Origin of the sequence: Halosegnis sp. (assembly GCF_042216475.1) — an archaeon.
Taxonomy (GTDB): domain Archaea; phylum Halobacteriota; class Halobacteria; order Halobacteriales; family Haloarculaceae; genus Halosegnis.
In genome coordinates this window covers 66,807-91,514 of record NZ_JBDGTV010000016.1, presented here as the reverse complement: position 1 = coordinate 91,514, position 24,708 = coordinate 66,807, and the positions used below count along the sequence as shown (strand labels likewise).

Genomic DNA, 24,708 nt, shown 5'->3' with positions numbered 1-24,708 from the left:
TCCTCCTCGCCGTAAACGGCGAGGCTTCCCACGGCACCGCACCGCTGAGTTGGGAGATTTGCTGGTTTACGACCCGTCGGCATGACAGGCCGATGGCGGGGCCACACCGCCGTTACTCCTATCCCGGCAGGGGACTCGGAGTTATCTCGCAACCGAGACACCACAGCGGTTCGAGATGGGTGTCTCGAACATCGAGGGCCTCGGAGTCCCGATATTGTGCATTTGGGTGGGCGGTGTGACCGCCTCGGTGTCTGTCACAATATGAACTGAGATTACCTAAATATCCGTATCAGCGCCAGAACGTAGTTCGTAGAGGAGTTGTCGGATTCACGCCCGCCGTGAACGGCGGGATTCTCTCCTCGCAGAAAGATAGGAGACTGAGTCGTCCTGTTTTGACTGAGTCCGCAACGTCTGTCACGATATGCGGCGGCTGGTAGCCTACGAGCAGGTGTGTCTACGCGACGAGTCTCAGTCTACATGTCCGGGAACGCCTTCGCGGCGGCTCCGTAGCCGGCGACATCCTTAATCCACCGTGCAGCGACAGACTTCTTCAGCAGTTCGGCAGCGGGGCCGCCGAACGTATCAACCATCTCACGAACGCCGATGACGTTGTGAGCGACGGCCTCATCACCGACAGAGATGAGCGTGCCCTTGTCCTCGTGGGTCCATGTCTCAAGCGGCTGGCCACGGACGGCCCGCGCGAGGTTGACGCCGGCGACCTCGGCGGCCTGCCAGGCGGCCTGTGCTGTCGGTGGCGCGGGATTGTCACCCGGCTGGTCGACAAGCGCAGCGTCACCGATGGCGAACACCCGTTCATCGTTTGTCGTGAAGTCACGGTCGGCGTGGATGCGGTTGCTCCGCTCGTCCTTTTCTACATCCGCTGTGGCCGCGGCGTCTTGGCCAGTAATACCGCCAGTCCACAGCAGCACATCGTAGTCGAGTTCCGTCTCCTCGCCCACGTAGACCGTGTTTTCGTCAACCTCGCCGATGAACTCGCCGGTCATCACGTTCACGCCATGCTCATCAAGCAGCTTTGCTAGCTTCGCCTGCACGACGGGATCGTTGTTTGGGAAGACGTTGTCCAGCCCCTCGACAAGGTGGATGTCGATTGGCGCGCGATGGCGATCGCGGAACTCCGCGATCTCGCCGGCTGACTGTATCCCCGATAGCCCGGCGCCGCCGACGACTACCTGCGCAGGGTCGTCCTTCGTCGCCTCGGCGGCAGCGTCCTTGACCGCCTCGTGGATATCGAGGGCGTCTTGAAGACTCTTGAGCGTCAGCGAATGTTCCTCCAGTCCGTCGATACCGAAGAAGGCTGTTTGCGAGCCGAATGCAACGAGTACGTAGTCGTAATCGATTGTCGATCCGTCGGCGAGTTGAACTGTTTGTTCGTCGGTGTCTAAGCCATCTACCCGAGCGTTGATGAACCGCGTCGAGGGGGTCTTCAGCTCCTCGCAGTCGAAGGTGATACGATCACGGACATCCGGATTACGGATAATGCGGTGTGACTCGTGCAGGACGAGATGGTGGTCGACGTCGGACACCCAGGCCAGGTCTGCCTCGCCGTCGAGTTCTCGCTCGAGCCGCTTCACCGCGCCCGTTCCGGCGTAGCCGGAGCCGAGCACGACGATATCGTCGGTCATACTGGCTGTGTGCGGGCCTCCGATACAAACCCTGCGAAACGTCCGCGGCTACTTCTTCGGTGTCTCTCCCTCGGCGGGTGCGCGCATCCGGTCGATGGTAAGAATGAGGCTATTATTCGTGTCGTCTTTCCCGTCGAGCGTTCCCTCAATAAGCAGCTTCGATAACGGCGTCGGGCCAACCGCAACGGAGTCTCCCTCGTGGAAGTCACTGATGGATCCTTGCAGGCGAATTTCGGCGCGACACAGCTCCGGGTGGTGGACACTGGTCAGGTCGATTTCTTGGACGTTCGCGCCCGGTACTGACTGCCCCTCGTGTCTCAGCGGGACATCCGCGGCCTGGTCCATCTCCTGAATTTCGAGGGCGTCGTAGGCGGTACCGGTCGGCTTGTAACCGCCTTTCGGCCCCGGCACTCCCTCAACCAACTGGAGCGCTTTCAAGCTCTGCATCTGGTTGCGGATGGTGCCAGGATTACGGTCGACTTCCTCGGCGATTTGCTCGCCTTTTACAGCACTCTCGGACTCCCGGTAGAGGTTGATGAGGGCCTCGAGTATCTTCTTTTGCGAGGGCGTAAGCTCGATTGACGACATTATAAATTTTGTTCGGCAAGGGCAGGCTTAAAGCCGGCGGTGAGACTGGCCCTCGACCGGTAGCCACTTACCCTGCGGGTACGGCCGCTCGGATATGGACGGCAAGCGCGTACTCGTAACCGGTGGCGCGGGGTTCATCGGCTCCAACCTCGCGAACCATCTCGCCGCGGACAACGACGTGATTGCTATCGACGACCTGTATCTCGGTACGCCGGCGAACCTCGCTGAGGCTGTTGAGTTCTACGACCAGTCGGTCCTCGAAGAGGACTTGCCGGCAGACGTTGACGTTCTGTTTCACCTCGCGGCGCTGTCTTCGCGGGCGATGCACGAGGAAGACCCCGCTCGTGGCGTCCGCGTCAATGTCGAGGGATTTGTCAATGTCGTTGAACAGGTGCGCGAAACAGGGTGTGACACCGTCATCTATGCCTCTACTTCTTCTATCTATGGCGATCAGACGGAGCCGTCTCCTGAGTCGATGGAGGTAGAGGCCCGAACCGGCTACGAGGCCTCGAAGCTGGCCCGCGAGCGGTACGCCGAGTATTACCAGAATTTTCACGGGTTGTCGATGGCCGGAATGCGGTTCTTCTCCGTTTACCAAGGATTCTCCGGGGCTGAGGAGCACAAGGGCGAGTACGCGAACCTCATTGCGCAGTTTGCCCATCAAATCGCTAACGGCGAGCGGCCCGACATCTGGGGCGACGGCACGCAGACGCGCGATTTCACCCACGTGAATGATATCGTCCGCGGCCTAGAACTCGCGGCTGATCATGAGTTGGACGGTATCTACAACCTCGGCACTGGTGAGTCCCGTTCGTTGAACGAACTCGTCGATCGGCTCAACGATGTGCTCGGTACCGACGTGGAGCCCACTTACTCAGAGAACACGATGAAGAACTACGTCCACCACACGATGGCGGACCCTTCGAAGATGCGGGAGGAGACCGGATGGGAGCCCGAAATTGACTTCGAAGATGGACTTCGCCGCGTCTGTGCGCCATATCTCGACTGAACGAACGGTTTTTCACCGCCCGTTGTCGACCGGCGTACATGCAGGTTAGGGTCGTCGGCGTCCCGATGGACCTCGGGGCGGACCGCCGCGGAGTCGACATGGGGCCGTCGGCCATCCGGTACGCTGGGCTGGACGAGCAACTTGAGGCGACAGGCCACGAGTGCACGGACGCTGGCGACCTCACCGTTCCCCGCCCGGAGACGACTGTCGCCAACCCGACGGGGGGTCGTCACGCGAAGTACCTCGACGAGACGGCGGCTGTCTGTCGCGAACTCCGGTCTGTAGTCGCACAGACAGTCGCCGATGGCGTATTCCCGCTCGTACTCGGTGGTGACCACTCCATTGCTATCGGGACTGTCGGTGGTGCTGCCCGCCAAGGCTCTACAGGCGTCGTCTGGTTCGACGCCCACGGTGATTTCAACACTCCGGCGACGACTCCCTCTGGAAACGTCCACGGCATGTCGTTAGCTGCCATCTTGGGGATGGGAGAATTCGCCGACCGTGAGTGGGCCCACGCATCCGCCGTCGATCCAGCGAATGTTGCGCTGGTCGGCGTCCGTTCGCTTGACGAAGGAGAACGGGCCGCGCTGCGTGACAGCGACGTTTCCGTCTTCACAATGTCTGACGTCGACGAGCGCGGCCTGCCGGCCGTCGCAGACGAGGCGCTCGCGGTCGCAGGGGGCGCCACCGGAATTCACGTCTCTCTGGACATGGACTTCCTCGATCCTGACGAAGCACCCGGGGTCGGCACACCCGTCCGCGGCGGCGTCACGTACCGAGAAGCCCATGCCGCGATGGAGGCCGTCGCTGACCGACTTGACGACATCCGTTCGATGGAGGTCGTCGAGGTGAATCCCGTCCTTGACACCCACAACCGCACAGCGGAACTGGCCGTAGAACTCGTCGCGAGTGCGCTTGGCAAACAAATACTGTAGCGCCGAGTGTTTTTATGCGTCGCGTTCCTCTTGTGTGTATGTTCGGGGGAACGCGTGCCCGACTCGTCGTCGGCCTTTTGCTCGCTGCTTTCGCTGCCCCGTCACTGCTGCTTGGCGGCGCCACTCTCATGGAGGCGTCACTACCGAGTGGACTCGTAGTCGGAGCACTTGGCTTGCCGCTGGCGATTATCGCCGTCGCCCTTGCGTACATTGGCCGACAGGTGGCCGCCGAGGCTGACGAGCCGGAGTTAGTCGACGACCGGCTCGGCGAGCGCGTCGATATGACCAGCGAGGAGTACCGCGAACTGACCGAGGATTAGATAACATCGACGCCGGCGACCCAGTCGTCCTCGTCGAGCCGCATCACCGTTACGCCCATTGTGTTGCGGCCCTGCTGGGAAACCTCATCGACACGCGTCCGCATTATCTGACCAGACTCGCTCATGATGACGAGTCCGTCCTCGGAATCGACGGCGTTGAGCGAGCAGGCCTCCCCGTTCCGTTCGTTCGTCTTGATGTCGACGAGTCCCTTTCCGTATCGGGACTGGCGGCGGTACTCTGAAAGAGGCGTGCGTTTGCCATATCCCATCCGGGTGACGGTGAGCAATTCGAGACCGTCACCCTCGCTGGTGGCGACCAGCCCCGCCACCTCGTCGTCTCCTTCCAAATCGACGCCGTTAACCCCGCGGGCCGACCGGCCCATCGACCGAGCCTCCGTCTCGTCGAAACGAATGGTCATCCCTTGTCGGGTGCCGATAACGATGTCCTGTGTCCCATCCGTGACTACGACGTCAACGAGCCGATCGCCCTCCTCGAGTCGCGTGGCGCGAATCCCCCCAGAGTGGACGTTCTTGAATGCGGATAGTTCTGTTCGCTTTACATATCCCCGTTGGGTTGCCATCGCGAGGTATCCCTCCTCATCTTCCACGTCATCGACATCAACGACAGCGGTCACCTCCTCGTCGCCGTCGAGGTCAATTACGTTCACGACGTTCGTCCCCCGTGCGGTTCGGGACATCTCAGGTATCTCGTAGGTCTTCAACCGGTATACCTGTCCGCGATTCGTGAACACGAGCAGGTAGTCGTGGGTGTTCGCCTGGAATACAGTCGAGACGCGGTCTCCCTCCTTCGGGCGGACTCCGATGATACCCTTGCCGCCGCGGTGCTGAGTATCGAACTGCGAGAGTGGCATTCGCTTCACGTAGTCCTCCTCGGTGAGCACAACGACAACATCCTCTTCTGGGATGAGGTCTTCGCGGGTGACGCTCCCCGTATCCTCGATGACGGACGTACGCCGCTCGTCGCCGTACTCCTCGCGCACCTCACGGAGTTCGTCCTTGATGACGCTGAGTAGCTCCGACTCATTGGCGAGGATGGTCTCGAGCCGCTCGATTGTCGCCTGTACGTCCTCGTACTCCGACTTGATGTCGGCCGCTTCCATCGAGGTGAGCGAGCCAAGCTGCATCCGGACGATATGTTGGGCCTGGTCCGCCGAGAAGCCGAACTCCTCGCGAAGCCCCGCCTTCGCTGCGTCGCGGTCGTCGCTGTCGCGAATCAGGTCGACGACGGATTCGGCGTTCTCCAGCGCGCGGAGCCGTCCCTCGAGGATATGCGCGCGGTCGCGCGCCTCATCGAGTCGGTACTGTGAGCGGCGCCGCACTACTTCGCGGCGGTGGTCGACGTACTCCTCAAGCAACTCCTTCAGATTGAGCACGCGCGGCTGCCCATCCACGAGCGCGAGCGATAGCACCGAGAACGTCTTCTCGAGGTGCGACTCCAACAGCTGATTTTTCACCACTTCGGTGTTTGTGCCCCGCTTGAGCTCAATGACAACTCGGACGCCGTCACGGTCCGACTCGTCACGAATGTCACTGATGCCTTCGATGGTGCCGTCGGTGACATCCTCCGCGATGCGCTCGATGCGGCGCGCCTTGTTCTCCTGATAGGGAAGCTCTGTGACCACTATGCGGTCGCCGCCCCGGTCGCTCTCCTCTATATCCATTTCGGCACGGACGCGGAGTCGCCCGCGGCCGGACTCGTAGGCGTCGTAGATACCTTCCCGCCCGACAATGTTCGCGCCTGTCGGGAAGTCGGGTCCCTTGATGAAGCCTTCGCCGTCAGGCTCGACAACGAGGTCTGCGACGGTGCAGTCGGGGTTGTCGATGAGGTGGATTGCAGCATCGACCACCTCGCGCAGGTTGTGCGGCGGGAGATTTGTCGACATTCCGACGGCGATGCCGGAGGCGCCGTTGACGAGCAGGTTCGGCACCTTCGCCGGCAACACCGCCGGCTCTGTGAGCCGATCGTCGTAGTTGGGCTCGAAGTCGACAGTATCTTCCTCGATATCTGCGAGCAGTTCTTCGGCGAGCGGCGACATCCGGGCTTCGGTGTACCGCATCGCTGCGGGTGGATCGCCGTCGATGGATCCGAAGTTGCCTTGCCCATCTATCAGCGGATAACGCAACGAGAAATCCTGCGCCATCCGCGCGAGTGCGTCGTAGATGGCGCTGTCGCCGTGAGGATGGTAATTCCCCATCGTGTCTCCGACGACGTTCGAGGACTTTCGGTGGCCGGCCGAGGCGGTGATGTTCGCCTCGTGCATCGCATAGAGGATACGTCGCTGCACCGGCTTCAGCCCGTCCCGTACGTCCGGGAGCGCCCGCCCAACGATGACAGACATCGCGTAGTCGATGTACGACTGTTCCATCTCCTCCTCGACGCGGACCGTCTCTACCCGCTGGGCGGGTACCTCTGGGTCGGCGTCAGGAGCATCGTCGGCGCTCATATATCCACCCACTCCGCGTCATCAGCGTGCTCCTTAATGAACTGTTTGCGCGGCTCAACTGCATCACCCATCAGCACGGAAAACATCCGGTCGGCCGCGGCCGCGTCCTCGACAGTGATTTGCTTGAGGATGCGGTTCTCCGGGTTCATCGTTGTGTCCCACAACTGCTTGGGGTTCATTTCGCCGAGTCCCTTGAATCGCTGGACCTGACTGGGAGAGCCATCACACTCCTCCTCGATGATGCGCTCACGCTCGGCCTCTGTCATGGCGTCGTAAGTGTTCCCGCCCTTCCGGATGCGGTACAGCGGCGGCTGGGCCGCGTAGACGTAGCCGGCCTCGATGAGCGGTGTCATGTGCCGGTAGAGGAACGTGAGCAACAGCGTCCGAATGTGGGCGCCATCCACGTCCGCGTCAGTCATCATGATTATCTTGTGATAGCGAGCCTCCTCGATATCGAACTCGTCGCCGATACCAGTGCCAACGGCGGTGATAAGATTGCGTATCTGGTCGTTTTCGAGGATGCGGTCAAGTCGGTGTTTTTCCACGTTGAGAATCTTCCCGCGTAGTGGGAGGATGGCCTGAAACTCGGGGTTGCGGCCCTGCTTGGCGCTACCGCCGGCCGAATCTCCCTCGACGACAAACAGCTCCGAGTCTGCAGGGTCGCGGCTCTGACAATCTGCCAACTTCCCAGGCAGTGATGTCGATTCTAACGCGGACTTTCTGCGTGTCAGCTCTTCGGCTTTCTGGGCTGCGAGCCGGGCCTTTGCCGCCTCGACGGCTTTACCAACAATGGCCTCTGCGGTGTCGGGATTCTCCTCGAAATAAGCAGCAAAGGACTCATGCATCAGCCCTTCGACAATTCCGCGCACCTCGCTGTTGCCGAGCTTCGTCTTCGTCTGGCCTTCGAATTGTGGATCAGGGTGCTTGACAGAGATGACTGCAGTCAGTCCCTCGCGGATGTCTTCGCCTGTAAGGTTGCCGTCGACATCAGACGCCAGCCCGTGCTCGCTGGCGTAGTCGTTGACGACCCGCGTAAGCGCCGTCTTGAATCCAGTGAGATGGGTGCCACCCTCGCGGGTATTGATATTGTTTGCGAACGCGTGAATGGAACCCTGCACACCGTCGGTTGCCTGCAGCGCTATCTCAACGCTGATGTCCTGCTCCTCGCCAGCGACATACACCACCTCCTCGTGTAGCGGCGTGCGCGTCTCGTTGAGGTAGGTGACAAACTCGCGGATACCGCCCTCGTAACGGAACCGAGCAGACTCGTCAGCCCGTTCGTCAACCAGGGATATTTCGACCCCAGGATTGAGGAAGGCAAGCTCGCGAAGCCGCGACTCCAGGGTGGAGAAAGCAAACTCCGTCGTCTCGAACACTTCCTCGTCGGGCCAGAATTTGATTGTCGTGCCCGTCTCTTCGTCCTCATCAAGCGGGCGGACCGTCTCCATGTCGCCGTCTGGAACGCCCCGTTCGAAGCGGTGATAGTAGAGATGGCCGTCGCGCTTTACCTCCACTTCTAGCCACTTCGAGAGCGCGTTGACGACGCTAACGCCGACGCCGTGAAGACCGCCGGAGACTTGGTAGGATTCCTTGTCGAACTTCCCACCTGCGTGGAGGACAGTCATGATAACCTCCAAAGCGGGACGGTCGTGCTCGCGGTGGGTGTCCACTGGGATGCCACGGCCGTCGTCGCTTACCGAGACGGCACCATCCTCGTGGAGCCATACCTCTATCTCGTCGCAGTGGCCGGCCAGCGCCTCATCGATTGAGTTGTCGACAACCTCGTAGACGAGGTGGTGGAGCCCTCGCGCGTCCGTGGACCCGACGTACATCGCGGGCCGTTTGCGAACCGCCTCTAATCCCTCGAGAACCTGTATTTGGTCGGCACCGTAGCTACCTTCTTTGGACATTGGGAGTATCTTACCAACCCTATGCCGGTCTCCGACATAAATCCCCGCACGCGCGTCGCGCGCGTGACTACGATGACTACTCTACCGTCACATTGAGTCGGTCGCACAGCCATGTCCACCGGTCCAACTGCTCGCGGACAATCCGTTCAGTTGGCTTCCCGACGCCGTGGCCGGTATCCGTCTCTGTGCGCAGGATTATCGGCGCGTCTCCTGTCTGGTTTGCCTGCACCCGCGCAGTCATTTTCCGGGCGTGGCTGGGGTGGACACGGGTGTCACCTAATGCCGTGGTGAACATCGTCGCCGGATAAGCCCGCTTCGTGACGTTATGATATGGTGAGTATGCCCGGAGATACGCGAACGCATCCGGCTCGTCGGGCGAGCCGTACTCGGTGGTCCATGACTCGCCCAGCAAGAACTCGTGGAATCGGAGCATGTCGAGTAAGGGAACTTCACACAGTACCGCCGTCCAAAGATCTGGCCGCTGGGTAAGCGCCGCACCCGCAAGCAGCCCGCCGTTCGAGCCGCCCCATACCGCTAGCCGGTCGGGATCAGCGTACTCGCCGGCAAGCCCCTCGGCGACGGCGTAGAGATCGTCGAAGACATTTTGCTTCTGTTCGAATGTGCCTGCCCGATGCCACGACTCGCCATACTCGGAGCCACCACGTAGACACGCGACAATGAATGCGCCGCCTGCCGCGAGAAACGGTCCTGCGAACCGTCGGTATGATGGCGTCATTGCAATCCGGAATCCTCCGTAGCCGTAGACGATTGCGGGCGTCTCCGCGTCTGGTGGCTTTCCCTCCGCGTGCACCAGGAACGCCGGCACTGCCGTTCCATCGTCCGACTCAAAGAACAATCGCTCTGCGGTTACCGGCACGGTGGGCTCCGTCTCCGGCCGGGCGATGACGCTCGTCTCACCGCTCGCCGCGTCGTACTGGTGCACACGGCTGGGTGCCGTGAAATCCTCAACCCGATAGAATAGCTTCTCCCCAGTCCCGTCTGCATCGAGCGACGCTGGCGGAACAGTACACAGCGCCGGCGTCGGGACTGTCTCGACGCACTCGCCGTCGGCCCACAGCGTGAGCCGGCTGCTTGCATCTCGCAGATGAACCGCCGCGAGCCGCTCGCCGACCGGCTCTACTCCCCGTAGGACGTCTTCAGTCTCTGGAACCGCCTCGGGGAATGTCTCCAGCGAGAGCCGCTCGCCCTCACGGGCGGTCCCCAATGAGATTTGCAGGACCCGCCCACGGTCGGCACCAGCGTCTGTCCGCAGGTAAAGATACTCGTCGTCGGTGGTTATCTCGATATTCGCGTCTAAGTCGACGAACAGCGGCACCAGTGGGTCGGCCCGCGATTCATCGAGCCGATACAGTTCAGTCGTGTCCCACCCGTCGTTGATAGCGACGAAGCAGGTCCCTTCGTCATCGGTCGTCAGTACGGCGAGTTCGCGTGGACCGAACGCGTCGGTGACGAGCCGGTCGGCGGCGGAGTCGGTGCCATGCTTGTGGTAGTAGAGCGCGCGGTCGAGCTGGCCGCCGTCGTTGTCGGCGCCGCCGGTCCGGACGAAGTAAAAGCCCTCATCGGTCCACGCAAACCCGCCTGGGTTGGTGCGACCGACGCCGGGCACCGTCTCCCTGCGGTCGCCTGTCTCGACATCGAGCACGCGGACATCGTACTGCTCCTCGCCGCCCTCGTCGTAGCCGTACGCCACCCGCTCGCCATCCGGACCGACGACATGCCAGTTCATCGAGGCGGCCGGCGCTGCGAACTCGTTTGGATTGACGAGTACCCGGCGCTCGCCCCCGGGAGATGACTCGACGTAGAGAACGGCGTGGTCCTCGTCTGGCGCCTCGATGGTCCGGAAGTAGCGGCCACCGGCGGCAGTTACCGAACCGTGCTCGGCAATCCGCGAGGCCCGCTCGAAGGCCGGACGGAGCGCGTCGCGCGTCGGGGTGGCGAGCACGCTGTCGGCATACTCGTTCTGTGCGTCGATCCAATCCGCTACGCGGTCGTCGTCGGCCTCGAGCCACTGGTATGGGTCGACCACCTCCGTGCCGTGGCGCGTCTCGGTTACCGGCTCGCGGGGCGTCTCGGGCGGGTGGTCGCGCACGGACCGTTTAGCCGTCGAGCCGATATAAAACTCCGCGTTCCACTTTCACCGAGCCACCGCGACTGTTTTACTCCCCGGCCGACAATCGTCCGTCAGATGACTTCGTTCCAGTCGACGCTTGGCGAGGGCGGCGGCACCGTCGCCGAGGAACTCGCCGAGTCTCAGCGCTCCATCTCTATCGCCGAGTTCTTCGAGAAGAACAAGCAGATGCTCGGCTTCGACTCCGGCGGCAAGGCCCTCGTTACGGCCGTCAAGGAGGCCGTTGACAACGCGCTCGACGCCACCGAGGAGGCGGGCATCCTTCCGGACATCTACGTCGAAATCGAGGATGCTGGCGATTACTACCGGCTCGTCGTCGAGGACAACGGCCCCGGCATCACCCGCGAGCAGGTGCCAAAGGTGTTCGGGAAACTGTTGTACGGCTCACGGTTCCACGCTCGCGAGCAGTCCCGCGGTCAGCAGGGTATTGGCATCTCCGCGGCAGTGCTGTACGCACAGCTCACCTCCGGCAAGCCCGCGAAGATTACGGCGAAGACGGGCGCCGACCAGCAGGCCCGCTACTTCGAACTGACCATCGACACGGACACAAACGAGCCCGAAATCGAGGTTGATGAGGAGACTACCTGGGAGCGACCCCACGGCACCCGCATCGAACTCGAGATGGAGGCGAACATGCGGGCTCGCCAGCAACTGCACGACTACATCAAGTATACCGCTGTCGTCAATCCACACGCCCGTATCGAGTTCCGCGAACCCGAAACCCACCAGAAGTACGAGCGGGCAACCGACCAACTCCCCGACGAGACGGAGGAGATACGCCCCCACCCACACGGCGTCGAACTTGGGACACTACTGAAGATGCTGGAGGCAACCGACTCCTACTCGCTGTCCGGCTTCATGCAGGAGGAATTCACTCGTGTGGGCGCGAAGACAGCCGGGTCGGTGCTCGACAGCTTCCGCGACCGCTATTTTGGCCGCGAGATGACGTGGCGGCCACCGACCGACGGGACAGAAGTGGAGACTGCTGTCATTGCGGCTGTCTCGAATAAGGGGCGTGAGGCGACTGCGGCGTTCGCGGCCGACGTCGCAGAGGCCATCACCGCCCACGACCGGGTAGCCCACCACGACGTTGTCATGGCAATCGACGAGACTGCCGAGGCCGCCGAAGAGCGGTCAGACAAGACCTTCGGCGAGACGACCCGCGAGAACGCCGTTGCTGCGGCGTGGTCGGCCTGCACCGACTCGCGCGCCGAGAATCTTATCGACGTCGTTGACGAGGCAACTACCTCCCGGAAGGACGACGAGGCCGTCGCGGGGCTCGCGCGACGGGTCGCTGAGAAGTTCGCGAGCAACGACGACGGCCGCGATCGGGCGACCAGAGAGACGCTCTCCGACTACGTTGCTCGCTCGGCGGAGATGACTGAGGAGCGCGATGGCGAGACATTCGGTGAGACGGCCCGTGAGAAGGTGACTGACGCGCTGTGGCGCCTGATGGAGACGGTGCCAGATGATACGCCGAGTGTCACCGACGTCGCGGACGACCGCGACACGGCGGCGGCGTTCTTAGAGGCGATGCGGGAGACTGACATCCTCTCGCCGCCGACGGGCTGTCTCGCCCCAATTGAGGAGTCGCTCGTTGAGGCCGGGCTCCGCAAAGAGTACGACGCCGATTTCTACGCGGCGGCCACCCGCGACGCCGAGGTCCACCGCGGTGACCCGTTCATCGTTGAGGCAGGCATCGCATATGGCGGGTCACTCCCGGCAGAAGGGAACGTTGAGGTACTCCGTTTCGCTAACCGCGTCCCGCTGGTCTACCGGCTCGGCGCCTGCTCGACAACGGGCGTCGTCAAGCGCATCAACTGGCGTAACTACGGGCTTGACCAGCCGGGCGGGAGCGGGATGCCCAACGGCCCCTGTGTCATCATGATACATATCGCCTCCACGAACGTCCCGTTCACCAGCGAGTCGAAGGATGCGGTTGCGAACGTCCCGGAGATTGAAGACGAAATCGAACTGGCGTTACGGGAAGCCGCCCGGGAGCTGAAGACGTATCTCAACGAGCAGCGATCCTTAGAGAAGCGCCGCCGCAAACAAAACACGCTCGTCGATATCCTTCCGGAGATGGCCCGCAAACTCTCGGAGGTGACCGCCCGCGAGCCGCTTAATATCGATGACTCGCTGGCGCGCATCATGAATAATACGCTCGTCGACCGGACTGTCGAGGACGGCCGTGTCCGTCTGACGGTCCAGAACCACGACTCCTCAGGGGTCGACCTCGAGCTGACCGATATCGTCACAGAGAACCCTGGCGATGTCGCCGGTGCAACCGTAGTGGAGATGGACGGCGAATGGTTCGTGAAATGGAGTGTCGATGTAGCGGGCGGCGAGGAGACGAGCATCGAGTACGAGGTGAGCGATGACGCCGAATTCGACCTGTCGGTCGAAGGCGTCGAGGCTGAGAAGGTCACGGTGAACGCATGAGCTCAGATCAAGATACCCCGGTCGACACGGATCCCGAGGTACAGGACGAGAAGGCGCGCCGCCGGCTCATCGAACTGGCTGAGACGTTCTACGACCAGTTTGAAGGCGGGGACGTCCCCTCGATGGAGATACCCACGCGCACGAAGTCGAACATCGTCTTCGACGAGGAGTCGGGTGTGTGGGTGCTCGGCGACCGCCACTCCACACGGTCGGCGAACTCTGTGCGCGGGGCCAAGAAGCTGCTCAAGTCAATCTACACGGTGGAGTTCCTCGCCACCCAGCTCGACGAGGACCGCTCCTCGACGCTCCGGGAGTTGTACTACCTCTCGGAGTCGTGGGACAACGAGTACGCCCAGTTCTCAAGCCAGGACGAATCGAACCAGCTTGTGGAGGACTTAGAGCTGGTCTCCGGGGTCACCCGTGAGGACTTCCATATGCGCCCGGAAGAGTCGGGGGCGACTATCATGGGACCGCTTGAGCTCCGCGAACAGACCCGTCGCGGCGAACGGGTCATCCACTGTCAGAAAGACGTCGGTGAGGGCGGCTACCAGATACCCAACAACCCTGATACCATTGAGTTCCTCGAGCACGACGCCGCGTTCATTCTCTGTGTGGAGACGGGGGGGATGCGCGACCGGCTCGTGGAGAACGGCTTCGACGAGAAGCACGACGCGCTCATCGTCCACCTGAAGGGTCAGCCCGCACGCGCGACCCGGCGCATCACCCGCCGGCTCAACGACGAACTCGGGCTGCCGGTGGCGGTGTTTACAGACGGTGACCCATGGTCCTACCGCATCTACGGCTCCGTCGCCTATGGTTCTATCAAGTCTGCTCACCTCTCAGAGTACCTCGCGACGCCCGCCGCACAGTTCGTTGGTATCCGCCCGCAGGACATCCAAGAGTACGACCTGCCTTCAGATCCCCTGTCGGATTCAGACGTAAACGCGCTTGAGTCGGAACTCGACGACCCCCGCTTCCAGACGGACTTCTGGGAGGAACAGATCGGCCTCCAGCTTGAGATGGAAAAGAAGTCTGAACAGCAGGCGCTCGCCTCTCGCGGGCTCGACTTCGTCACCGACGAGTACCTCCCAACGCGGCTCGCGGAGATGGATATCATCTAAGACGGAACCGCGGCACTTTCCACGCGCGCCCGAGTACAGGGGCGCGATGACTGAATTTCGCTCGTTCGAGGAACTGCTCACAACGCTTCAAGACCGTGAGTTCGCCCGCCCGCCAGCGTTCGTCGCTAACGCGCACGTTACCGGGCTGAGCGTGGCCCGCGCGCTGGCGGCCCACGACGTGCCCGTCATCGCGCTGGACCGATCCGGCGACGGCGTGGCTCCCGCCTCCGACGCGGTAGTCGCTGCTGGGGAGGTGACGTATCCGCTTGCTGACGCCGACGAGTTCCGGGCGGATATCGAGCGGCTGGCGGCGGCCGTCGACCACGAGCCGGTGGCGTTCGGCTGCATGGACGAGTGGGCACTCGCGCTGGCGGATGATCCGCCGGCGGGTGTCCGGCTCACATTCGCGGCTGACGTCGTTGACACCGTCCTTGACAAGTACGAACTCTACCGACGGGCCGACCGACTCGACGTGCCCTTCCCTGAGACATACTTCCTTGAGGAGACAGACCCAACGACAGCCGCCGACGCGCTTGGCTTTCCGCTGGTGGTGAAGCCGGCCCGCAAGCGGCGCTTCGAGGAGGCCGTTGGAACGAACGTCCTCGAAGTTGATGACGAGGAGGAATTCGCCGAGGCCGTCGCGGCCGCCGAGGAGGCCGGCGTTCGCGTGATGGCACAAGAGAAGGTACGGCGGGCGACCGGTGAGGACCACTCCTTCGCCTCGTACATCTCGCCGGACGGCGAGCCGCTGGGGGTAGTCGGAAACGCGCGCATCCGGTACCCGACTGGCTACGGTACTTCCTGTGTGGTCGATCGGGTCGAAGAGCCGACCGTACGCGAACGAGCTGAGCGACTGTTGGCCGACGCGGGGTACTACGGCATTTCTGAATCGGAATTTCTGTATGACGCTGACCGTGAGGAGTTCGTTCTCTTAGACGTCAACACGCGCCCATGGAAGTGGATAGGGCTGGCCGTGGCCGCGGGCATCAACCTGCCAATGGCCGCCTACGCCGACGCTATCGGCACTGAGGTGGTCCATACCGGTCCGCTTGACGCCCGGTGGGTGTACCTCCCCGACTACCTCCGGCTCAATTTCGAGGACCCCGGCTTTGATGATGTGCTCTCAGACGGGGAGTGGGCGGCGCTGCTCTCCGGGGAATTCGAGGCTGGTGGATGGCTGACGACCGGCGTCTACCGCCTCTCCGACCCGGGGCCAGCACGCGCCCTGCTGGCCACAGAGTTCGCTGACCGGGACTACTACTGCGCCTGCTGAAAGCCTGCGTTGCTCGCCGGTATCGTATCGCCTTACCCCGGAGCCGGCCGAGTCGGGAATATGGACCGCGACCGGATGCGGCTGAACCTGTTCACGATGAACGCGGTCACCCATGTCTCGCCGGGCGCGTGGCGTTACCCCGGTGACCGAGCAGCCGACTACACGGACCGTGACTACTGGACGGAGGTGGCCCATACCGCCGAGCGGGGCGGCTTCGATGCCGTCTTCTTCGCCGATGTCCGGGGAATCTACGACGTTTACGACGACGACCGTGATGTCGCCATCAAGCGGGCCGTCCAGACGCCATCGAACGATCCCCGGTTCCTGATTCCGGCGATGGCAGAGGTGACCGACGACTTAGGGTTCGCCGTCACTCGGTCAACGACGTATAATCATCCGTACGAACTCGCCCGGGAGTTCTCTACGCTCGACCACCTGACCGACGGCCGCGTCGCATTCAATATCGTCACCTCCTATTTGGAGTCGGCTGCCCGCAACCTCGGGGTCGGCGAGCGGCTCGACCACGACGACCGCTACGACCGGGCCGATGAGTTCATGGATGTCTGCTACGCGCTCTGGGAGGAATCGTGGGACGACGACGCTGTTCTCCGTGACCGCGAGACTGGCGTATTCACCGACCCCGACGGCGTCCAGCCCATCGACCACGAGGGCGAGCGCTTCTCCGTGGAGGGGCCCCACGGCTGCGAGCCGTCGCCCCAGCGGACACCCTATCTCTATCAGGCTGGCTCTTCGGAACGAGGCCGAGAGTTTGCCGCTGCCAATGCCGAGGCAGTATTCTGCTCGTACCCCACACAGGCGGGCGTCCGCGATTATGTTGAGGACCTCCGCGAGCGCGCAAGCGACCACGGCCGGGATCCCGACTCGCTGGGCTTCTATCCCGGCGTCGTCCCGATTGTCGGTGAGACAGAGGCGCTCGCCCACGAGAAACACGAGAGCTTCCGAGAGACGGTCGATGTCGAGGCGGTGCTGGCGCTCCTGTCAGGATTTATGGATATGGACCTCTCGACGCTCGAGCCGGACCAGCCGCTCGAGCATATCGAAACGGAAGCGATACAGGGGGCGGTAAACGCGTTCACGCGTGCTGACCCCGACCGAGAGTGGACGGTCCGCGAGATGGCGCAGTTCGCTGGTCTTGGCTCTACTTCTCCCATCGTCGTCGGCACGCCCGAGACAGTGGCCAATGAACTTGCTGCCTGGTACGAGGAGTTGCCCATCGCGGGATTCAATGTGAAGGAAGTAGTGCGGCCCGACTCGTTGTTCGACTTTGTTGACCTCGTTGTCCCCGAACTGCGCGAGCGCGGCCTGCTCGTCGACACCACAGGTGAGACGCTCCGTGAGCGGGCCGGCGGTGCCGGTCCGCGGCTCCCCACGGACCATCCTGCACGCCGCTAATCGAGGACGACCGGCACCCCTCGGCCGGCGACATCCCCCGCGAACGCAGCGGCATCCGTCTCTAAGGCTTCGAAGGTGTCGTAGTGAATCGGTAGAACCAGATTCGGAGCCAACTCCTCGGCCAGCCGCGCGGCCTCCTGGCGGTCCATCGTGAACGAGCCGCCGATTGGCGGACAGAACAACGATACGTCGAGCTCCGCGTGACCTGCAAGGACGTCCGTGTCTCCTGGCCACAGGACAGTCACGTCCCGGCCCCACACGCTCGGGAGCGTGAGATGGAACCCGCAGCCGAATCCCGGCGGGTGGAACGGCTCACCGTCCGCCCGGGTATGCGGGCCGTTCGGGTCGTTATACGCTGGTAGCGTGCGGATGAAGACTTCACCGGGCCGAGGACCGTCGTCCCGATCGCCGGTCGGGTCCCCGACGGCGATGTCCGTCTCCTCGTCGACGTTGACGAGCTCGTATGGGAGGTCGGCCGGCCGCTCGACGTCCCGGTCGATGCGGTTCGCGTCGATCCCGTCAAAGAGGACAAGCGTTGCGTCCTCGCGGGCGACCTGCCGGATGGCGTCGCTGTCATAGTGGTGATCGTGGGTGACACAGACAACGTCGCCGTCCTGGGGCTTGAGGCCGTCGAGCACGCCGTAGCGGCCGGGGTCGAGGTAGACGGTGATATCCTCGCCGGCCAGCCGCAGCGTTGCGTAGCCGAGCCAGTCAGCTGTCGTCCCGTCGTGCTGGACCATGTCTCGCGTACCGTCGGGGGTCCGAAGGAACTTTCGCCGGCTACAGCAGGTCGTCGAACTCTTTGTGCCCCTCGATGTCGACCCCCTCGCCGGTTATCTCGGCGAGATAGATTCCGTTGCCAGAGCCAGTGTCGCGCTCGACGGCAGACTGGATGCCGCGGGCAGCAACCTGGCGGGCTTCATCGATGGTCAGGTCGTCTGTGTACTCGCCCTCAAGGACGCCGTATGCGAGCTGCATTCCTGAGCCAGTGACGGTGTAGTCGTCTCGCATCACGCCGCCGGCGGGGTCCAGCGAGTAGACATGGCTCCCTTCGTCGTCGATGCCGCCGAGGATGGGCGAGACAAGGAAGAACGGACCGCCTCGAAGGAAGTTGCCACACAGCGTGGAAAGTGCCTCCATGCTCATGTTCTCGCCGCGGCGCGCCTCGTAGAGGTTCGCCTCTGCGCGGATAGTGCGGATGAACGACTGGGCGCCTCCGACGGAGCCGGCCATCGTCAGCGCCGCAGTCGGGTGAACCTGTTCGACCTTCTGGACGTCTTTATTGGAGACAAACCGGCCACCCAGCGACGCGCGCATATCGGTGGCCATGACGACGCCATCGGGCGTCGTCACTCCGATGGTAGTCGTGCCCGTCTTGTTGACGTTATCAAGATCGGCTTTGGTTAGGTCGTTCTCCGGCAGTTCGCCGACCTCCGGGGCGTATGGGTCGAACTCTGGGTCGAGGTCGAACTCGGGCGCTGCCCGCTCTGGGGTGTCGGTGGAAAGCTCCTCGTTACGCATTGGCAGGTGTTGGCTGCGCCCGCGTATAAACGACACCCTTCCGTCGCCGCTCGCCGCGACTCACTCCACCCGCTTGTCGAGCGTCGATAGGACTCGGTCGAACGGAACCGGCACGCCGAACTGTCGCGCGAGCAGCGCGACCGGCATCAGTAGGACGCCAAGTAGGACTGTCAGCTGGTATGAGACGAACAGCGCGAACCGTGCGGGTCGGATCGTCATCGGTGTAGCCGGAAGACAGACGACACCAATATATAAACGCACCGGCCCCGGCCAACGCCGCATATGGGCCTGAGAGCCCTCGGAACGCCAGATGTGCCGGTTTGACCTCGTGGCTCCGTGGTAGGCTGGCTCTGGGGGCACGCGTGCCGGGCAACCCGTGACGTCGTGAGGGGCATGGGGGAACATCCCCATAACTTACGAGCGGGTTCCGTGGAACGTGCGCGGGACAATCCCGTAGTGTCAAGTTTGCGGCCCCGCTGGGTGACATTATGAGCGATTATCTGGTCGCGATGGAAGCGGCGTGGTTGGTCCGTGATGTTGAGGAAGTCGACGACGCAATCGGTGTAGCGGTTAGCGAGGCGGGCAAGCGGCTCAATCAACAGGATATGGACTACGTCGAGGTGGGCGTCGGCGCGACGCCGTGTCCCGCCTGCGGCGAGCCGTTCGACTCTGTGTTCGTCGCCGCTGATACCGCTCTCGTCGGCCTTCAGCTAGAGATGAAGGTGTTCAACGTGGAGAGCACCCAGCACGCGCGCCGCGTCGCCAAGAAAGAGGTGGGCGGCGCGCTCCGTGACGTCCCGCTGAAGGTCATCGATACGATGGAGATGGAGCCGGAAGAGGAGGACTGAGATTACCGTTGGTTTTAGGGATAACCGTCGAGCATTACGAGACATGGAGCTGCCGACCCCCGCCGATCTCCGCGAGAAGCGGAAGGCGCTGGAGCTGACCCAGAGCGAATTGGCCGACCGAGCGGACGTGTCACAGCCGCTCATCGCCCGCATCGAGGGGGGTGATGTCGACCCACGGCTGTCGACACTTCGCCGCATCGTCACCGCGTTAGAAGAGGCGGAGGGGAACGTCCTGAAGGCGCGTGACCTGATGCACGAGGCCGTTGTCAGCGTCTCGCCGGACGACGCCGTTCGGGAAGCCGCTCGATTGATGGACGAGGAGGCCTACTCGCAGCTGCCGGTGCTCGAGCACGACCGGCCAGTCGGCAGCATCTCCCAGTCTGATCTCGTGGGGCTCGCGGAGGCAGACCGAGAGAAGCCAGTCTCCGAGCATATGAGCGAGTCGTTCCCTACCGTCGCTGCTGACGCTAGCATCGACGAGGTCCGACACCTGCTCGAGTATTATAAGGCCGTAATGGTGACCGAGAGCGGCGAGGCTGTCGGTATCATCACGGAGGCAGACGTTGCCTCGCGGCTGAGCTAAGGATTGAATTCCGGCGTCTCGAACGCTCCCTCATCCGCGTCAGGATCGTATGATTCGATGCCAGTGAGCACGAGCTGTCGGACCGCGGCGGAACTCCACCGGCCGGTGTTCACGACTAAATCATAAATGGAGCGATCCGAGAGGTCGATGCCGTAGTACGACTCATAGCGACTCGCTTCAATGACCTCTCGAACACGCATCTCCGCCTCCATCTCCTCGCGGTCGCTGGTGCGTGCGACCCGCACCTCGTCGGGGGCGTCCAGCCACACGCGCAGGTCCGCGCGGTTCCCAGCGAGCCAGCCGGCGAGCCGTGACTCGAGAATGAAACTCTTGTTAGCGGTCCCCCACTGTTCGGCGATACGCGAGAGCCGCCGGTCGAGCGCACGATCAATCTCGTCGGACTCGCCGGCTTCAGCGACCAGTTCCGTCAGTGTCTTTCCCCGCTCCTCGGCGAGTTCGCGGAACACCTCCCCGCCGGAGACATAGCCGCAATCAAGTTCGTCAGCGAGACCCTCACACAGCGTGGTAACACCCGACCCGGGCGTACCGGAGACGGTAATGAAGAGGTTCTGCTCTTCGCTGCCAGCCCCGTTGGTCATAGCGATTGTGGGCGCGCCGGCGTGATAAACCGGTCGGCACTACAGCGACAGCCCGCGTATCTCGACGCCTTCGCCCTCTCGCACCTGGCCAATTACGCGCCCGTCGGTCCGGTCGGCCACCCGATCGGCGTCGTGCTCGGGGAGCGCCGCGACGAACCCTGTCCCCATGTTGAACGTGCGGTACATCTCCTCGTCGGCGACATTCCCCCGGCCTTGGATGAACTTGAACACCTGCTGAGGCTCGTAGGGATTGGTCACATCGTATGCGAACTCACCCATCCGCGCGAGGTTCGTCCAGCCACCGCCGGTGACGTGTGCGCAGGCGTGCGTCTCCACGTCGTGGAGCGGATCGAGCAGGTCGGTGTAGAGCCGCGTCGGCTCGAGGAGCGCCTCTCCCACAGTGTCGTACCCCTCGTAGGGGAACGGGTCGTCATAGCGGCCGCCGTCGCGGGTCGCCGCCCGCCGCGCGAGCGTCAGCCCATTCGAGTGGATCCCCGACGACCGCCAGCCGACGAGCGTATCACCGGCCTCCGCCTCACTAGGGAACAGTTCGTCAGCGGTCGCGAGCCCCGCACAGGTTCCCGCCAGGTCGAGCCCCTTCACCACCTCCGGCATCACGGCCGTCTCGCCGCCGACCAGTGCCATTCCGACCGCCTCTGCGCCCCGGCGGAGCCCCTCACCCACCTGCTCTGCGAACCGCTCGTCGGGTTCGTCGACGGCGAGGTAGTCAACGAATGCTACCGGCGTCACGCCCGCAGCTGCGAGGTCGTTGACGTTCATCGCAATGCAGTCGATGGCAACTGTCGAGTAGTCGCCCAGCGCCTCCGCGACAAGCAACTTCGTGCCGACGCCGTCCGTCGCGAGCGCGAGATATCGGTCGCCGACCTCAACTAGCCCCGCGTAGTCGCCTTCGAACTCGCCGACTGCGCCGACAAGCGCTGCCGTCGCCGCCTCGCTCGCCTCGATGTCCACGCCGGCCGCCGCGTATGTCAGTTCCTCGTCGGCCTCATCGGTCATACGGACACCGCGGGCGACGACCGCATAGCGGTTGCGGTCCCGTCTAGAACGGGAAGCCCACGAACAGGTACGCCAACAGCCCTGTCCCGACACAGATGACGAAGGCGATGGCGAACACGAGTGTGCTCCACGCCCGGACGGTTGCGCCGTCGAGCGGGCCGAAAGGGAGCATATTGAAGCCGGCGAGCACGGCGTTGACCACGACGCCGAGTTGGCCGGCTTCCCCTACTGGACCGCCGACGAGCCACAGCGGGACGAACGCGGCTGCGAGCGCGACGTTCACCACCGGGCCGGCCAGCGCGATAAGCCCATGCTCACGGGGGGTGATCCGGCCACGATGGTACACCGCTCCCGGCGCGGCGAACAGGAAGCCTGCCAGCCCGCCAAGGACGGCCAGCCCGAGCATTCCGTAGTCGGCCCGGAAGGCCGCGATCTGGCCGAATCGAACGGCCACCACCTTGTGGGCGAGTTCATGCAGCAGGAACCCCACGCCAACCGTTAGCAGCGAAGCGACGAAGACGGATGCAAGGTAGCCGATCGGTACCGACGTCGGATCTGGCAGGATGGCGTACCGGCTCGTCCGTACGATAAAGAACGTGAACGCGAGCGACAACAGCCCCCACGCAGCGCCGATATCGCGCAGTTCCTCGCGGGCGAACCGGATGCGGCCGCTCATACGAGCCCCACCAGCAGGTCGAGGCTGTTCTGGGCGCCCTCGAGCATGAGCCGTGCCACCTCGTCGGGCCCGCCGACGTCCGCGAACAGGTACGGGATGAGTACCGTCGCGAACAGGAGGCTCCCGACGAACGAGCCGACGTTTGTCAGCGCGACGACGGCGATAAGGCGGAACAGCGGTACGGCCCGGAGGTCACCGAGCAGCTGTCGAATCGGTCGATCCTCGTCGGAGACGATATCGTTGAGCCGGGCGATATCGGCGACGTTGACGTCGATGTAGCGGAGTTCGACATAGCCGGCGAACCAGCCGGGCGCCAGAAGTGGGTTAACGGAGGTGAGCCACGCGACAGCGCCGCCCACACCCGCCGACTGCCAGTGGGCACCCGCCAGCTTCGCCAGCCCCGCCGAAAAGATAGCGTTGACGAGGAACCACGCCCCGAATAGCCGGAGCAGGAAGCCGTTCGAGACGCCCGCCATCGCTACCAGCCCAAAGAAGGCGAGGAAGCCGAGCGTGAACAGGTAGCCGAACAGCTTGTACACTGAGAAGCCTGATGCCTGCCGGCCGGTGAGTGTCGCCGGATCTGGCAGTGTCTCCGGCCGCTCGAGGTACGATTCGATGCCTTCGCGGTGGCCCGCACCGACTACCGTAACGACTCGCTTGCCCGACTCGCGCAGCGCGACTAAACGATGAGCGATGTAGGCATCCCGCTCGTCGATGAGCGCCTCCGCGCCCCCTGGCGAGAATCGGCGGAACTCTTCCATCATTGCCGTCACCACGTCGGCATCAGTCAGCTCTGAAAGGTCGAGTTCCTCCATGTCCTCATCCGGGCCGGTGAGTCCGAAGGCTACGGCGAGCGCGACGCCAAAGGAGAGGCCGACGAGTGCCGCCACCAGCAGGAAGTCAACGACCGAGACGACGAGCCCCGGCAGTGCGAGTCCTGCAGGGACGACGACCGGTCCGAACAACGCGACGGCCGGGACGGCGAGCAGCGCTCCGACCATCCCTCCTACCCCAAGCCCGACGACGACGGGATCGCCGGCGCCAAGCGCAAGTGAGCCGATTAGCTTCAGTTTCTCTAATGTCGACAGCCGCGCCCAGAATCGCTGGATGGTCACCTGGATGTCGCGGTCCACAAGTGCAACATCAAGCCCGAGTTCCTCAGCGGTCTCCACAGCCGCGAGCATATCGGCGCCCGGTGTGATATCGAACCGCTCGCCCATGCGCGCCTGTACATACGAGAGCATCCAGTATGCGAGAAACTGGAAGACAGTGTTCCCTTCGAGCAGGTCCGCGGCCTCAAGATTGTCGGGCGTCTTTCCTTTCAGCTGTCGGTAGCGACCCTCGTCAAGTTCCACAGCGACGATGTCGGGCTGCTCCGACTCGATGACTCGCTTTACTTCGTCGACGCTGTCTGCAGAGACGTGCGCGGTACCGACGACGCGGACTTCGCCCGCCGACTCCGGCGCCTGCCCACTCATCACCGGAGACTGCAGCCGCGGCCGTTTGTAGCTGTCGGGGTAGGCCGATGCCGGCACGGGTCGGGACCCGGGTGAATAAAGCCACTCGGCCGCAATGACGAGTATGAGCCTTGACGCCGACCCGCCTGACCCACCATCCCTCGCTGTCGGCCACGATGCCGGCGAGTATGCTGATACTGATCCTGGAAGCGAGGATTACCGCCGGGAAGAGCTCCAGACATTCCTTCGAGAGGGCGCATGGGTGACGGCCTTCGAGCAGTGGGCCGAGAGCACAACGCTCGACGAGAACGACTGGGCTGTGGTCACTGATCTCGGGCTGACTGCTGGTTTCGACTTCTTCTGGGACGATTTCGCCGACCGGGTCGGCTACCACGCCCCTGGCATTCCGGAAGACTGGAAGGAGCGAGAACTCCACCCCGATCTCAAATCGTGGAACCGGGTATCGACTATCAACGCCGGGCTAACGGAGTTGGGCCAGACGGTCTGTGACGTGCTCAAAGAAGAGTACATCGACTGGGAGTCGGAGTTCGACGCGCCCGAAGACCTCCCCGACTTCTAGTTGCGGGGGACCGTTAGATTCCGGACTTCGCCAGCACACTCCGGGCAGACACCGTCGCTCTCAACGCGGGCGCCACACTCGTAACACTCGTACAGGCTTACATCCGTGGACGAGGGGTCGTGTTGCATGTTTCTTTCATAACGCACTATCTCCCTAAAT

The 24,708-nt window shown here is 63.1% G+C and carries 23 protein-coding genes; 10 read left to right on the top strand and 13 right to left on the bottom strand.

Annotated features, from left to right (window positions below; genetic code table 11):
• Window positions 1-473: 473 nt before the first annotated feature.
• Both ABEJ63_RS10980 and ABEJ63_RS10975 read right to left on the bottom strand, forming a co-directional pair.
• Window positions 474-1,643 (bottom strand): NAD(P)/FAD-dependent oxidoreductase, encoded by a 1,170-nt coding sequence (locus ABEJ63_RS10980; protein ID WP_375796416.1) that lies wholly within the window; start codon window positions 1,641-1,643, stop codon window positions 474-476.
• A 48-nt stretch (window positions 1,644-1,691) separates the two neighbouring features.
• On the bottom strand, window positions 1,692-2,231 hold the full coding sequence (locus ABEJ63_RS10975) for an Rrf2 family transcriptional regulator (protein ID WP_375796415.1): 540 nt from the start codon (window positions 2,229-2,231) through the stop codon (window positions 1,692-1,694).
• 94 nt (window positions 2,232-2,325) lie between these two features.
• On the opposite strand from ABEJ63_RS10975, the gene ABEJ63_RS10970 reads away from it, so the two are divergent.
• The 3 genes from ABEJ63_RS10970 to ABEJ63_RS10960 are packed head-to-tail and all read left to right on the top strand — an operon-like array spanning window position 2,326 to window position 4,495.
• Window positions 2,326-3,240 (top strand): NAD-dependent epimerase/dehydratase family protein, encoded by a 915-nt coding sequence (locus ABEJ63_RS10970; protein WP_375796414.1) that lies wholly within the window; start codon window positions 2,326-2,328, stop codon window positions 3,238-3,240.
• 38 nt (window positions 3,241-3,278) lie between these two features.
• On the top strand, window positions 3,279-4,175 hold the full coding sequence (gene rocF, locus ABEJ63_RS10965; protein WP_375796413.1) for an arginase: 897 nt from the start codon (window positions 3,279-3,281) through the stop codon (window positions 4,173-4,175).
• Between the two features lie 38 nt (window positions 4,176-4,213).
• Window positions 4,214-4,495: a hypothetical protein gene (locus ABEJ63_RS10960; protein WP_375796412.1), complete on the top strand. Its 282-nt coding sequence runs from the start codon at window positions 4,214-4,216 to the stop codon at window positions 4,493-4,495.
• On the opposite strand, the gene gyrA is transcribed toward ABEJ63_RS10960, so the two are convergent.
• From gyrA to ABEJ63_RS10945, 3 genes are all read right to left on the bottom strand, one after another.
• Complete coding sequence (gyrA, locus tag ABEJ63_RS10955; protein ID WP_375796411.1) at window positions 4,492-6,960, bottom strand: DNA gyrase subunit A; 2,469 nt, start codon at window positions 6,958-6,960, stop codon at window positions 4,492-4,494. The genes ABEJ63_RS10960 and gyrA overlap by 4 nt on opposite strands.
• The gene (gene gyrB, locus ABEJ63_RS10950) at window positions 6,957-8,870 is read right to left on the bottom strand and encodes a DNA topoisomerase (ATP-hydrolyzing) subunit B (RefSeq protein ID WP_375796410.1); all 1,914 of its coding nucleotides are present in this window, start codon (window positions 8,868-8,870) and stop codon (window positions 6,957-6,959) included. Before gyrB ends, gyrA begins: the two co-directional genes overlap by 4 nt.
• 76 nt (window positions 8,871-8,946) lie before the next feature.
• On the bottom strand, window positions 8,947-10,980 hold the full coding sequence (locus ABEJ63_RS10945; RefSeq protein ID WP_375796409.1) for a prolyl oligopeptidase family protein: 2,034 nt from the start codon (window positions 10,978-10,980) through the stop codon (window positions 8,947-8,949).
• A 96-nt stretch (window positions 10,981-11,076) separates the two neighbouring features.
• On the opposite strand from ABEJ63_RS10945, the gene ABEJ63_RS10940 reads away from it, so the two are divergent.
• The 4 genes from ABEJ63_RS10940 to ABEJ63_RS10925 are packed head-to-tail and all read left to right on the top strand — an operon-like array spanning window position 11,077 to window position 17,268.
• Window positions 11,077-13,461, top strand: coding sequence for a DNA topoisomerase VI subunit B (locus ABEJ63_RS10940; RefSeq protein WP_375796408.1), 2,385 nt, complete (start codon window positions 11,077-11,079; stop codon window positions 13,459-13,461).
• Window positions 13,458-14,582, top strand: a complete 1,125-nt coding sequence (locus ABEJ63_RS10935) for a DNA topoisomerase IV subunit A (protein ID WP_375796407.1) — start codon at window positions 13,458-13,460, stop codon at window positions 14,580-14,582. Before ABEJ63_RS10940 ends, ABEJ63_RS10935 begins: the two co-directional genes overlap by 4 nt.
• Before the next feature lie 46 nt (window positions 14,583-14,628).
• Window positions 14,629-15,855, top strand: a complete 1,227-nt coding sequence (locus tag ABEJ63_RS10930) for a carboxylate--amine ligase (RefSeq protein ID WP_375796406.1) — start codon at window positions 14,629-14,631, stop codon at window positions 15,853-15,855.
• 60 nt (window positions 15,856-15,915) lie between these two features.
• Window positions 15,916-17,268, top strand: coding sequence for an LLM class flavin-dependent oxidoreductase (locus tag ABEJ63_RS10925; protein ID WP_375796405.1), 1,353 nt, complete (start codon window positions 15,916-15,918; stop codon window positions 17,266-17,268).
• On the opposite strand, the gene ABEJ63_RS10920 is transcribed toward ABEJ63_RS10925, so the two are convergent.
• Genes ABEJ63_RS10920 through ABEJ63_RS10910 form a run of 3 tightly spaced genes read right to left on the bottom strand, consistent with a single transcriptional unit; the run spans window position 17,265 to window position 19,008 of the window.
• A complete protein-coding gene (locus tag ABEJ63_RS10920) occupies window positions 17,265-18,008 on the bottom strand; it encodes an MBL fold metallo-hydrolase (RefSeq protein ID WP_375796404.1) in 744 nt (247 codons plus the stop codon). The genes ABEJ63_RS10925 and ABEJ63_RS10920 overlap by 4 nt on opposite strands.
• A 40-nt stretch (window positions 18,009-18,048) precedes the next feature.
• Entirely contained in the window at window positions 18,049-18,789 is a 741-nt protein-coding gene (gene psmB, locus ABEJ63_RS10915; protein WP_375796403.1) for an archaeal proteasome endopeptidase complex subunit beta, read from the bottom strand.
• Window positions 18,790-18,849: 60 nt separating this feature from the next.
• Window positions 18,850-19,008 carry a hypothetical protein gene (locus ABEJ63_RS10910; protein WP_375796402.1) on the bottom strand — a complete coding sequence of 53 codons (159 nt, stop codon included), beginning with the start codon at window positions 19,006-19,008 and terminating at the stop codon, window positions 18,850-18,852.
• A gap of 269 nt (window positions 19,009-19,277) precedes the next feature.
• Between ABEJ63_RS10910 and ABEJ63_RS10905 the strand changes: the two genes are divergently transcribed.
• Both ABEJ63_RS10905 and ABEJ63_RS10900 read left to right on the top strand, forming a co-directional pair.
• On the top strand, window positions 19,278-19,637 hold the full coding sequence (locus tag ABEJ63_RS10905; protein WP_375796401.1) for a DUF555 domain-containing protein: 360 nt from the start codon (window positions 19,278-19,280) through the stop codon (window positions 19,635-19,637).
• A 43-nt stretch (window positions 19,638-19,680) separates the two neighbouring features.
• Window positions 19,681-20,220 carry a CBS domain-containing protein gene (locus ABEJ63_RS10900; protein ID WP_375796400.1) on the top strand — a complete coding sequence of 180 codons (540 nt, stop codon included), beginning with the start codon at window positions 19,681-19,683 and terminating at the stop codon, window positions 20,218-20,220.
• On the opposite strand, the gene cmk is transcribed toward ABEJ63_RS10900, so the two are convergent.
• The 4 genes from cmk to ABEJ63_RS10880 are packed head-to-tail and all read right to left on the bottom strand — an operon-like array spanning window position 20,217 to window position 23,990.
• Window positions 20,217-20,819 (bottom strand): (d)CMP kinase, encoded by a 603-nt coding sequence (cmk, locus tag ABEJ63_RS10895; protein ID WP_375796399.1) that lies wholly within the window; start codon window positions 20,817-20,819, stop codon window positions 20,217-20,219. The genes ABEJ63_RS10900 and cmk overlap by 4 nt on opposite strands.
• A gap of 39 nt (window positions 20,820-20,858) precedes the next feature.
• Complete coding sequence (gene purM, locus ABEJ63_RS10890) at window positions 20,859-21,836, bottom strand: phosphoribosylformylglycinamidine cyclo-ligase (RefSeq protein WP_375796398.1); 978 nt, start codon at window positions 21,834-21,836, stop codon at window positions 20,859-20,861.
• A gap of 43 nt (window positions 21,837-21,879) precedes the next feature.
• A complete protein-coding gene (locus ABEJ63_RS10885) occupies window positions 21,880-22,512 on the bottom strand; it encodes a metalloprotease (RefSeq protein WP_375796397.1) in 633 nt (210 codons plus the stop codon).
• Window positions 22,509-23,990, bottom strand: coding sequence for a TraB/GumN family protein (locus tag ABEJ63_RS10880; protein ID WP_375796396.1), 1,482 nt, complete (start codon window positions 23,988-23,990; stop codon window positions 22,509-22,511). The genes ABEJ63_RS10885 and ABEJ63_RS10880 overlap by 4 nt, the downstream gene beginning before the upstream one ends.
• A 103-nt stretch (window positions 23,991-24,093) precedes the next feature.
• Between ABEJ63_RS10880 and ABEJ63_RS10875 the strand changes: the two genes are divergently transcribed.
• Complete coding sequence (locus tag ABEJ63_RS10875) at window positions 24,094-24,549, top strand: hypothetical protein (RefSeq protein WP_375796395.1); 456 nt, start codon at window positions 24,094-24,096, stop codon at window positions 24,547-24,549.
• On the opposite strand, the gene ABEJ63_RS10870 is transcribed toward ABEJ63_RS10875, so the two are convergent.
• Window positions 24,546-24,677: a rubrerythrin-like domain-containing protein gene (locus tag ABEJ63_RS10870; protein WP_375796394.1), complete on the bottom strand. Its 132-nt coding sequence runs from the start codon at window positions 24,675-24,677 to the stop codon at window positions 24,546-24,548. The genes ABEJ63_RS10875 and ABEJ63_RS10870 overlap by 4 nt on opposite strands.
• Window positions 24,678-24,708: the final 31 nt, after the last annotated feature.